The organism is Pseudoduganella sp. R-43 (genome assembly GCF_049913255.1).
Lineage (GTDB): Bacteria > Pseudomonadota > Gammaproteobacteria > Burkholderiales > Burkholderiaceae_D > Rugamonas.
Window position 1 is genome coordinate 2,839,292 of record NZ_CP183988.1, and the last position, 11,543, is coordinate 2,850,834.

The following is an 11,543-nucleotide window of genomic DNA, read 5'->3' on the forward strand; positions in this document are numbered from 1 at the left end:
TGGGGCGGACATGGGTAGCCCAACCATATGCAGATTGCAGTTGCATGGCCCGGCATGCGGCGCCGGGCAATATCATTTGTCGACGACGTTAAAACTGTCAATCACGCCTGCGACTCCAAGAAGATCAAAGCCATCTTCATAGTATGACTTTCCCCATTCAATAAACTCGACCGCGTTCATCTGAACCATGCTTAAAAGCCAGGCCGAGCCATCGTCGACTCCTGCAGGGAACAAGGCGGTTCCAGTTTCCCACGTTTTACCGTCAGTACTCCAGAAGCAAAATGTAACGTCTTCATGTTCTACCGCATCGTCCTTTAGCAGATCCAAAAGATCCGAAGGTAGACCGTCGTACATACCGGGCCAGACTGCGTATTCCTCGCGCGCGTATGGGCTAGCCTCTGATTCATGGTCAAAACCCTTGATCAGTGCTTTTCCGTCTTGCGTAAAAAATACAAATACATGGTCCCCTGCACCGTTGTCGTACTTCGCCATGGCAGTTCCATTTGACCAGTCTTCGTCATACCAAAAGGCTCTGAGCCAATCTTCAGACGTAATGATGGCATCGCAACACGCAGCTGACCGCAGCGCATGCCGAAGTTCGATAGGGGAGAGCTTAGGAATATTCATTGCGGGAGGCAGTTTAATTCAGCAGTAGGCAGTTTGAAGTCAATCCGATTTGAATCTTGTGGAACTTACTCGTCATCGTTCGCCGCCGAGTCGCGCGTCGTTCTCGGCTTGATGCCCCGGCGCGCCAGCGCCTCGCGCAGCAGGAACTCGATCTCCGCGTTCACGCTGCGCAGGTCCTGGGCAGCCAGACGTTGCAGTTCGTCCCACAACGCCGGGTCTATCCTTAGAGGGAAAGCTTTTTTGCCGGGGCTTGCCATCTTGACTCAGTTATACAGGGTGCCTGTGTTGACGATAGGCTGGGTCTCTTTGTCGGAGCACAGTACCACCAGCAGGTTGCTGACCATCGCCGCCTTGCGTTCCGCATCCAGTTCAACGATTTCGCGCTCGGCCAGCGCGTTCAGGGCCGATTCAACCATACTGACTGCGCCGTGCACGATGCGTGAGCGGGCGCTGACGATGGCTTCGGCCTGCTGGCGCCGCAGCATGACTTGTGCGATTTCGGGAGCGTAGGCGAGGTGGGTCAGCTTGGCATCCACGGTTTCCACGCCGGCGGCCTTGAAGCGTTCCTGCAGTTCGCTGCGCAGCGCAAGCGAAACTTCATCCATGCCGGAGCGCAGCGTCATTTCGCCCTTGGCGAGGTCTTCGCCGTCATCGTAGGCATAGCGCGAGGCGAGGTGGCGAATTGCGGCCTCCGCTTGCACCGCGACGTAGCGCTCGAAATCATCCACATCGAAGATGGCCTGCGCCGTGTCCTGCACGCGCCAGACGATGGCAGCTGAAATTTCGACCGGGTTGCCGCGCTTGTCGTTCACCTTCAGTGTTGGCGCGTTCAGGTTGCGGGCGCGCAGCGACAGGCGCTGTTTGCGATACAGCGGGAAGGCCCAGCGCAGGCCTTCGTTGCGGTCGGTGCCGATGTACTGGCCGAACAGGGTCAGGATGGCGCTTTCGTTTGGCTGCAGCATGTACAGCCCCGGCGCCAGGAAAACCGCCACGATGACGCAGGCTGCTGCCAGCAGCGGCTGGAATCCGCGCGCCAGAAGGAATGCGAAAATCGCCAGCAAAACGACGACGGTCAGCGCCAGGTAACCACTGTGAGACGAGAAGGGCTTTTCGGTTCGGTTCATGATCAATCCAGAGGGGGTTAAATCAAAGTGATATCACTTTAGTCTCACCTTTCCAAGTTGTCAATTTGATTCTGCATGAAGGCTTAATGGTGGGCCGCAGCGTTTTGAGCGTGCCAAACAGGTTGAGGTTGGCGTCCGCTGCAGCGGATTCGCAAGTGCGATAAAGAAAAAGCCGCCCGGATCAATCGGGGCGGCTTTGGCAGGCTTAATTGCCGAGATTGAGGCGGGTGGCGGTTGGAGTTTGCTGCACCAGGTCACGCGGGATTGGGATCGCGGCGATCTTTTTATTCCCTGCCCAAATGATGGTGTTACTGGATGGTGTGATGCTGAGCGCGCCGCGATAATCGCAGTTGGTGTTCGTTGGGCATTCGGACACGCCAGTCGGCAACGGAATCTCTCCGATCTTGGTCATGTCCGAGGTGCGGATCACGTCCAGGCGCACCAATCGGTTGGTGCCTGTATTTTGACTGTATTGCATTGCCGATGCATAGATCAGGCTGCCGTCGTAGGAGACCAGCGCTGGTTGGTAATAGCCGCCCGTCCCGCTTGGCAGGCGGCCGATCCGGCGGTAGTCCGCCACTTCGAAATAATCCGTGGCGCCGGTCAGCAAGTATTTGCCGTTACCGGACAGGGCAATGCCAGCGCCATAGTTGTACGGCGGTGCATTGTTCGGCATGACCATTTGGCCGTCCAGCGGATCGTAGCGGTAGGATTCACCATGGCCACCGGACCCGGTCGAGACGATCATGCGGCTGCCATCGCTGGAGACAGTGAATTTCGGATCGCTCAGGCTGACCCGGGCTGGGTTGAACGTGATAAACGTTTTGGTGCGCGGGTCAAAGTACATCAGATCGGACCATTGCGAAGACGTCAGCCATACTCGGCCATCGGCCGTGATTGGCAGTTCGAGGCCGTTCCACATGTAATCCTGGTACATCTGGGTGCATTTCTCGCACTTGTAGGTCGCCGTCACTTCCAGCGTGTCCGGACTGCGTGCCTCCAGCACGCCGGAGCCGTTGGTGGTGTATAGGATCTGTTGGTCGGCCGTCAAGCCGAGGCGTGCGCCGCTGCTGACTGGCATCGACTTAGCCAGGCTCCAGGCGCCATTGCTGGCGACGTATTGCTGCAGGACTGCGCGGTCGGCATTGACTACGTAGAAGGCATTACGCGGCGGGCTGAATGCGATCGACTTCTTGTCGCCTACGTTATCCAACATGGCGGCCGGCAAAGCCTCGGCGCTAGCCACAAAAATGCCGGGGTAGCCGGCAGTCAGGTTGGAAGCGAGCTCAAATGTGATCGGGTAACGTCCGATGGCAAGGCCCGGCAAGTTCAGCACGATCTCGGTATCGGAGACGATGGTGCCGGATGTAATCTGCGCGCCTTGCATCTTGACGCGCGCAATACTGCCCAGTTGCAGGAAGCCGCGGCCACGCAGGCGCACTTCTCCCGCTACCGATGGATGCAAGAGGTAAGGGCTGGAGGCAATTACCTCGGGCAGTTTCTTGCTCAGGGTAATGCTATACACAATGTCGTCCAGGCCTGCCGACTTGAACGTCAGCTTTGCAGTATCGCTGGTGAAATTCGGCACGTCGGCGAGTTTGCTGCCGTCGATGCGGTAAGCGACATTGCTGCTGCCCTGGCCGCTGAGCGAGCCAAGTGTCAGCCATGGCTTGTCGCTATATGCGGTCCATGCAGGCGACTGGCCGCCTTGGTAGGTCAGGTCGAACGTGCTATCGATGACGGACGGCGAACTAGCGTCAAAATCAAGCGAGCGATTGGCTGGTAGAGCTGCGCCCGCTCCTATATCAGCAATGACCTGGATTTGAAGACTGATACCAGGCATCGATTTCGCTCCAACCCACACCGTGCCGTTGAAGCGGCCTCGGGGCATGCCGGCGCCGTCAACATAAACCTGCAACCGGCCTTCGCTATCGATTTGTGAGCTCAACCATTTGCTGCCATTGTCTGCATAAGCCCTGACAGTCAAATCGGATGCTGCCTCTTTATAGCCCAGGTTGCGCAGCAGGATGGCTTGCCCTCCCTGGAAAGCGGTGATGCTGATTGGCGAAGCATCGATCTTGTAAGTACGGATCGAATAAGGGATGGTGCGCGACCATGCAACAGATCCGCAGTTGGCATCGTTGCATAGCTTGAACACGAACTTTCCATCGACATTTCCTGTCACGTTGGTGGTGCTAATGTTTACGGTCACCGACGTCAGGTTTTGCGATGCCGAAGTGTTAAAAACCGCCTGATTGTCCGATTCCACCTTCGCATAATAGGTTGCGTTGGCTGGAGCGCCGTTGAGCGAGAAGCGGATGACGTCACTTGTCGCGGATGGAGTGCCATTTAAGGTAACAAAAGCCAATGACGATTTATCGGCGGCGATTGAGAGTCCGGCTGTATTGACGTCGGCGCCGCTGCTTGAGCCACCGCCAGTGTTGCTACCCCCGCCGCCGCAAGATGCAAGAACCGCACAAGCCGCAATCAGCAGGAGTTTTTTAAATGAATAGAAATATTGCACAATATTTACAGTTGTATCAAAACAGTAATTGTAACAAATGCTACGCATGTTCGTGACAAGTAACTATCTACTTGGATGTCCGTGGCGTCGATTGCGCCTAGCTGTCCTGTTCGGTTCCATAAGTGTGTGGACAATATGCATAAACGCCCTGACCTTGCAGCAAGAGCAGGACGGACTGGCTGCGCAATCTTCGCGAGTAAAAAAAAACCGCCCGAAGGCGGCTTTTTTCCGAAGCGGGAGATTATTCGTAATCGCTCGAGTTCAGGCCCATCACATGGGAGAAGCCGCCGTCGACGTACATGATGTCGCCGGTGATGCCGGACGACAGGTCCGACAGCAGGAAGGCTGCGGCATTACCCACTTCTTCGATGGTCACATTGCGGCGCAGCGGGGCGTGGCCGGCGGCAAAGCCGAGCAGCTTGCCGAAGTCCTTGATGCCGGAGGCTGCCAGGGTCTTGATCGGGCCGGCGGAAATGCCGTTGGAGCGGATGCCGTGCTGGCCCAGGTTCTCTGCCAGGTAACGCACGGAGGCTTCCAGCGATGCCTTGGCCAGGCCCATGGTGTTGTAGTAAGGGATCGCACGAACCGCGCCCAGGTAGGACAGGGTCAGCACGGAGGAGCCTGGCTTCAGCAGCGGCAGGGCGGCTTTCACCATCGCTGGGAAGCTGTACGCCGAAATATCGTGGGCTACGCGGAAGTTTTCGCGGGTCAGGCCATCCAGGAATTCGCCGGCAATCGCTTCGCGTGGGGCAAAGCCGATGGCGTGCACGAAACCGTCCAGGCGGTCCCAGCTCTTGGCCAGGTCGGTGAACAGGTTGGCGATTTGTTCGTCGCTGGTCACGTCGCAGTCGAAGACCAGATTGCTGCCGAATTCGGCGGCGAATTCAGTGATGCGGTCTTTGAAGCGCTCGCCAACGTAGGTGAAAGCCAGTTCGGCGCCTTCGCGGTGGGCTGCCTTAGCAATGCCGTAAGCGATGGAACGGTTGGACAGGACGCCAGTAATCAGGATTTTTTTGCCTTGCAAGAAAGCCATATCTACTCCAATGGGGTTATACCGCAAGAACGGGATTGTAAACGTGCTGACGCCACCCCTGCAAGTTTGGCAAGGGGTAGCGTGTTGGCAACACGGTTAATTGCTGCGGCGGGACTTCGATTTGCCGGCTTCGTCACGCTTCACGCGTGCCTTTACCATGCTGACCGCTGGCTTGGAATCGCCGCGCGATGAGGAGGCTTGACGGTAGTTGCTGCGTTTTGGGCCGGAGCGTTCGTTTTCCACGGCCATCACGGCGTTTTCAATCACGTCGGTCGAAATGTCCGGGCCGGCGGCGGAGGCGGAAATATTCGGCACCAGGATGGTCGAGCCAGCCTTCAGCACCGACCGTTGCGGCATATTATTGGCCTGGCGGATGGCATCCGGGGTGGTGCCGAACTTGCGGGCCAGGGAGGCAATGCTCTCACGGGCGCTGGAAATCTTGTGGGTGGTCCAGCTCGACAGGGCGTGGGTCCACGAGGCCAGGTTGGCGGCGAACTTGGCGGCATTCTCGGTCGGCAGCAGGATCTTGGTCTGCTCGTTGCCGGTAATGACGGGCTTCTTGAACTGCGGGTTCAGGGCCTTGAACTCGTCGACCGAGATTTCGGCCAGCTTGGCAGCCAGCGCCATGTCGATGTCGCGGGTCTTGTCGATCGCGGTGAAATACGGCTCGTTGTCGATCACCGGCAGGTGGACGGCGTATTGCGACGGGTTGGCGACGATATTCTTCACCGCCTGCAGCTTCGGCACGTAGTTGCGGGTCTCGGCCGGCATGAGTTCGGCCAGGCTTTCGAAATTGGTCGGCTTGCCGGCGGCGCGGTTGCGCTGGACGGCTTTCTGCACATTGCCTTCGCCCCAGTTGTAGGCGGCCAGGGCCAGGTGCCAGTCGCCGAACATGGTGTACAGGCGCTGCAGGTAGCTTAGGGCGGCATCGGTGGAAGCCAGCACGGAGCGGCGGTCATCCTTGAAGGCGTTCTGCTTCAGGTCGTAGTCGCGGCCGGTGCCCGGCACGAACTGCCACAGGCCGGCGGCATTGGCGGTCGACAGGGCTTGCGGATTGAAGGCGGATTCGATGAAGGGCAGCAGGGCCAGTTCGGTCGGCATGCCGCGCTTTTCCAGCTCTTCCACCACGTGGTAGAGATAGAGCGAGGCGCGGGCGGTAGTGCGGTCGAGGTAATCCTGGCGGTCGGCGTACCACTTCACATGCTTGGCGACCAGCTCGTTGTTCACGTCGGGAATGGCGTAGCCGGAGCGGATGCGGCCCCAGACGTCGGTTTCCTTGTATTCTTCCACGGCAGGCACCTGCATCACCACGGATTTCGCGGCGTCGGTGGAGGCCAGGGAGGAGGCTGCCGGGAGCGCGGCGCTCAGCGCCAAAGCGATCAGGACAGCACTTTTGATTCGTTCTTGCATAGCGTTTCGCAGTTGTCTTGTGGAAACAAAGGGCGGACTATCTAATGGCGGAGTGTAGGGTTGAAACCTTGTCGAGTCAAGGAAAAATTCGCTATGTGCCTGATTTTCTTGGATAATTATGTCGATCAAGCTATATAATTGGTGTCTTGGATAACGACTTTTGGATGTATAAATGAGCAACACCCCAGTGGATTACGAAGCCGTTATCGCGGCAACCGAGCAGTGGCTGGAGAAGGCGGTCATCGGTTTGAACCTGTGCCCCTTCGCCAAGGCCGTGCACGTGAAAAAGCAGGTGCGCTATGTCGTGTCGGAGGCTTCCTCGCCTGAGGAATTGCTGGAAGACCTGATCAAGGAGCTGGAATTCCTGGCTGAGGAAGATCCGGAAGTGGTCGACACGACCTTGCTGATCCACCCGCTGGTGCTGCAGGATTTTGGGGATTACAACGAATTCCTGGATGTGGCGGACGCAGCTTTGGAAGAGCTGAAGCTGGATGGCGAACTGCAGGTGGCGAGCTTCCATCCCGAATACCAGTTCGCGGATACCGACAAGAACGATATTTCGAACTATACGAACCGTTCGCCTTATCCGACCTTGCACCTGCTGCGCGAGGCTTCGATCGACAAGGCGGTGGAGGCTTTCCCGGAGGCGGCCGATATTTTCGAGAAGAATATCGACACCATGGAAAAACTCGGCCATGAGGGTTGGGACAAGCTGGGCTTGCAGGTGAAGTGATGGCGGAAGAGAAATTACCTGAGCGGCCGGATACGCCTTGCGTGGCGGTTTGCTCGACGACCTTTGATGAGATCTGCCGCGGTTGCGGGCGCACTTATATCGAGGTGGCGCACTGGGTGGCCATGAGTGCGGAGGAGAAGGAGAAGGTTTGGCAGCGGATTCTGGCGCAGGGGTATCCGCGGCGGAATTCCTGAAACCGGTAATTCAGGGTCTGACCCGCAGGGTCAGACCCTTAACGGTTTCGCGGCCAGGGGTTAAGGTTGTCCGCCTTTGATCTTCGACGAACGTCAAAGGCCCAGAACCTACGCCCGAGGCCGACAATCTGACAGGGTCTGACCCTGCGGGTCAGACCCGGGTTTGCCGGTTTTACTCAGCCTTCCACGACCCAATAAAATCCTTCTTCCCAATCTCCAGCCCATTATGGCGCAGGATGTTGTACGCAGTGGTCGCATGGAAGGTGAAATGCGGCAACGCATAATGCATCAAATACTCCTGGCCAACCCACTGCTTGGCCTTTTCTCCGCTACCAGTAGTCACTGAACGTTGCGCAGAATCCTCAATCGCCTGGCGCGGCAGCGAGTCCAGGAAAGTCAGCGTGCGCTGGATGCGCAGTTTTAATTCACCAATGGTCTTTTCAGTATCTTCGTAAACCGGCACATCCGCGCCGGCCAGTCTTGCGCCTGCGCCCTTGGCAAAGTCAGTAGCAATCTGGATTTGACGGGTAAAAGGCAGCATGTCCGGGAACAAGCGGAACTGCAGCAGGGCATTCGGATCAATCTTCTTTTCCTCGATGTGGGCCTCGGTCTTGTCCAGGATGGCCAACAGGCTGCCGAGGATCTGGCGGAACACCGGAATCGAAGCGGAATACATGGAAAACGACATGGGTAAACTCCTCTGATATAGAGTAGCGATGATAGCGCGTTACGTGCATAATTGCTGCTGGATAATCTTTTCCACCAGACCCGCTGAATGGCTCGGAATTTTTATAACAAATTAAGGTCCCGCCTGAGCGCTCTGTATGGGCTGTCGATTTATGGCGCCTTGTTACTGGTGGTATTCGGCGGCCTGGTGATTCCTGCCATTATCGGCTCTTACCTGCTGATCGGGGTGCACGAACAGAAGTCCGCCCAGACCGCCCTCAACGAATCGCTGCAGCGCAACGCCGACATCCTGGCCCTGGGCATGCAGGAATCCCTGTGGAACATGAATGCGGAATCGGCTCACTCGCTGGTCGAATCCGTCATGCGCGACCGCTCGGTGCTGCAGGTGCAGGTCACCGGCCAGGCCGACACCCAGTTCATGCACGTCGAAGCGCCCAAGCGCGCCATCGGCAACGTGGTGCGGGCCGAGCGTGAAATCACGGTGCGCGGCGAAAAGATCGGCAAGATCATGGTCGAGATGGACGACGCCCGCAGCCAGCAGGAATTGCGCGAGAAGCAGCTTTCCTATGTCTTCGTGCTGGCGGCCCAGCTCACGGTGTCGCTGTTGCTGATCGTGCTGTTCCTGAACCAGCGCCTGCTGAAGCCCTTGCGCAAGCTGATGCGCTTCTCCGACCGCCTGTCGCATGGCGATTTCGAAACACGCATGGAGTTGAGCGGCAGCGATGAACTGGGGCGCCTGGCAGGCCAGCTGGACCAGATGCGAGTGGCGATCAAGCACCTGTTTGAAGATATTGCCCAGCGCGAGGAGCGCTTCCGCACCATCGTGACCCAGGTGCCGGGCGCCGTGTTCCGCTTCCGTCCCGACGGCCCGATCGATTTCGTATCGGACGCCATCGAGGAGATCTCCGGCTATTCGGCGTCGCAGTTCATGCGCAGCACCACGCACGCCTGGGCCAACCTGATTTGTCCTGAAGACCGCAAACGCCAGCGCCGCGTGGTGGTGCAGGCGATCCAGGACGGCAAGCCCTACGAAATCGAATATCGCATCATGGACTCCACCGGCACCGAGCGCTGGGTGGCCGAGAATGGCCAGCCGCAGGCGGTGGAGGCGGGCGGGGCGCCTTGGGTGGACGGCATCATCTCCGACATCAGCCAGCGCAAGCACAACGAAATGCGCATCGAAGCCCTGCTGGCCGAGCAGAGTGCGATCCTGGATAACGTGATGTTCGGCGTGATGTTCGTGCGCCACCGGACCATCGTCTCGGTCAACCGCCGCTGCGAAGAGCTATTCGGCTATGAGCCCGGCCAGATGATCGGCGCTTCCACCGCCATCGTGTTCCCCACCACCTTCGATTTCGAATCGGCCGGCGCGCGCCAGTATTCCACCCTGGGCAGCGGCGAGTACTTCAGCGAAGAGCGCAACTACCGGCGCCAGGATGGCTCGCTGTTCTGGTGCATGGTGTCCGGCTGCGCCATCGACCAGAACCGCCCGAACGAAGGTTCGATCTGGGTCTATGCCGACATCAGCGCCCGCAAGGAAGCGGAAGAAAAACTGCGCCTGTCGGCCACCGTGCTGGAACACATCGCCGACGGCGTGATGGTGATCGACGACAAGGGCACCATCGTGGCGGTCAACCCGGCCTTCACCCAGATTACGGGCTACACCGAAGCGGAAGCCTTGGGCCACGACGTTGGCCTTACGCGCTCCGGCCGCCACGACGAAGGCTTCCACGCCGAGTTGTGGAAAGAGCTGGTGGAGCATGGCTATTGGCGCGGCGAAATCTGGAGCATGCGCAAGAGCGGCGAGTTGTTCCTGGAGTGGCTGACGCTGACCGCGGTGCGCGATACGCGCGGCGTGACGACCCACTATGTCGGCGTGTTCAGCGACATTACCCTGGTCAAGCAATCGCAGGAAAAGCTGGACCACCTGGCCCACCACGACGCCCTGACCCAGTTGCCGAACCGCCTGCTGTTCCACGACCGCCTGCAGCACGCCATCCAGCGCGCCACGCGTGGCAACGAGCAGCTGGCGCTGCTGTTCATCGACCTGGACCGCTTCAAGAACGTCAACGACACCCTGGGCCACCACATCGGCGACGAGCTGCTGAAGCAGGTGGCGCATGCGCTGTCGGAAAAACTGCGCGAAGGCGACACCCTGGCGCGCCTTGGCGGCGATGAGTTCATCGTGCTGCTCGAGGATGTGGAAGGCCAGTATGGCGCCGGCCAGGTGGCTGAAAAGCTGGTGACGATGTTCGAACATCCTTTCATGGTGGCGGGCCACGAACTGTTCGTGACCTGCTCGATCGGCGTCTCGGTGTTCCCGACCGATGCGAGCGACCTGAATATGCTGATCCGTAATGCCGACGTGGCCATGTACCAGGCCAAGGCGCGCGGCCGCAACGGCTACCGTTTCTACCAGCCTTCCATGTCGGGCGAGGGCGTCGAGCGCCTGCGCCTGGAAACCTATTTGCGCCGCGCCATCGAGAAAGAGGAAGTGTTCCTGAACTTCCAGCCGCAGGTGGAAATCGATACCGGCAAGCTGCTGGGCGTGGAAGCCCTGGTGCGCTGGAACCATCCGGAACTGGGGCTGGTGCCGCCGAATCGATTCATCCCCCTGGCCGAGGATACGGGCTTCATCAGCCAGCTGGGCCAGTGGGTGCTGTACGAAGCTTGCCGGCAGATGGTGCGCTGGCAGGAGGCCGGCCTGCACGTGCCGAAGATCGCGGTCAACCTGTCCGCCAAGCAGTTCGAGCGCGGCAGCATGGTCACCACCGTGGCCGACATCCTGCGTGAAACCGGCCTGGAGCCGCATCGCCTGCAACTTGAAGTGACCGAGTCGGTAATCATGAATACCGGCGATGCGCTGGGCTTCATCAACGATCTGCACGCGGTTGGCGTGTCGCTGGCGATCGATGATTTCGGCACCGGCTATTCGTCCCTGGCTTACCTGAAGCAGATGCCGGTGCAGACTCTGAAGATCGACCGCTCCTTCATCAAGGACATTTCGACCGACGTCAACGACGAGGCGATCGCAATTGCCATTATCCAGCTGGGGCGCAGCATGAACCTGTCCGTTATCGCCGAAGGCGTGGAGACGGAGCAGCAGGCGGCCTTCCTGCTGCGCCACGGCTGCAACCAGGCGCAGGGATTCTATTACAGCCGTCCGGTCATGCCGGAGGATTTGCTGCAGCGCTGGCTGCCTTAACGAGAG

Annotated in this window: 10 protein-coding genes; 3 read left to right on the forward strand and 7 right to left on the reverse strand. The window is 58.9% G+C overall.

What is annotated here, in order from left to right:
* Positions 1-72: 72 nt before the first annotated feature.
* From ACN9M3_RS13055 to ACN9M3_RS13080, 6 genes are all read right to left on the reverse strand, one after another.
* Positions 73-492 carry a hypothetical protein gene (locus ACN9M3_RS13055; RefSeq protein WP_426322940.1) on the reverse strand — a complete coding sequence of 140 codons (420 nt, stop codon included), beginning with the start codon at positions 490-492 and terminating at the stop codon, positions 73-75.
* 200 nt (positions 493-692) lie between these two features.
* Positions 693-884, reverse strand: a complete 192-nt coding sequence (locus tag ACN9M3_RS13060; RefSeq protein WP_426322942.1) for a hypothetical protein — start codon at positions 882-884, stop codon at positions 693-695.
* Between the two features lie 6 nt (positions 885-890).
* Positions 891-1,751, reverse strand: coding sequence for an SPFH domain-containing protein (locus ACN9M3_RS13065; RefSeq protein WP_426322944.1), 861 nt, complete (start codon positions 1,749-1,751; stop codon positions 891-893).
* A gap of 205 nt (positions 1,752-1,956) precedes the next feature.
* Positions 1,957-4,275, reverse strand: a complete 2,319-nt coding sequence (locus ACN9M3_RS13070; RefSeq protein WP_426322946.1) for a hypothetical protein — start codon at positions 4,273-4,275, stop codon at positions 1,957-1,959.
* Between the two features lie 241 nt (positions 4,276-4,516).
* Positions 4,517-5,308, reverse strand: coding sequence for an enoyl-ACP reductase FabI (fabI, locus tag ACN9M3_RS13075; RefSeq protein ID WP_426171296.1), 792 nt, complete (start codon positions 5,306-5,308; stop codon positions 4,517-4,519).
* Between the two features lie 96 nt (positions 5,309-5,404).
* Complete coding sequence (locus tag ACN9M3_RS13080) at positions 5,405-6,718, reverse strand: transglycosylase SLT domain-containing protein (protein ID WP_426322948.1); 1,314 nt, start codon at positions 6,716-6,718, stop codon at positions 5,405-5,407.
* 172 nt (positions 6,719-6,890) lie between these two features.
* Between ACN9M3_RS13080 and ACN9M3_RS13085 the strand changes: the two genes are divergently transcribed.
* Together ACN9M3_RS13085 and ACN9M3_RS13090 are read left to right on the forward strand one after the other, a co-directional pair.
* Positions 6,891-7,451, forward strand: a complete 561-nt coding sequence (locus ACN9M3_RS13085; RefSeq protein WP_426322950.1) for a DUF1415 domain-containing protein — start codon at positions 6,891-6,893, stop codon at positions 7,449-7,451.
* Entirely contained in the window at positions 7,451-7,645 is a 195-nt protein-coding gene (locus ACN9M3_RS13090; RefSeq protein WP_426171300.1) for a DUF1289 domain-containing protein, read from the forward strand. The genes ACN9M3_RS13085 and ACN9M3_RS13090 overlap by 1 nt, the downstream gene beginning before the upstream one ends.
* 172 nt (positions 7,646-7,817) lie before the next feature.
* Here ACN9M3_RS13090 and ACN9M3_RS13095 read toward each other — a convergent pair whose 3' ends face one another.
* Entirely contained in the window at positions 7,818-8,333 is a 516-nt protein-coding gene (locus tag ACN9M3_RS13095; protein ID WP_426322952.1) for a DUF1993 domain-containing protein, read from the reverse strand.
* Positions 8,334-8,420: 87 nt separating this feature from the next.
* Between ACN9M3_RS13095 and ACN9M3_RS13100 the strand changes: the two genes are divergently transcribed.
* Positions 8,421-11,537 carry an EAL domain-containing protein gene (locus ACN9M3_RS13100; RefSeq protein WP_426171302.1) on the forward strand — a complete coding sequence of 1,039 codons (3,117 nt, stop codon included), beginning with the start codon at positions 8,421-8,423 and terminating at the stop codon, positions 11,535-11,537.
* Positions 11,538-11,543 lie beyond the last annotated feature (6 nt).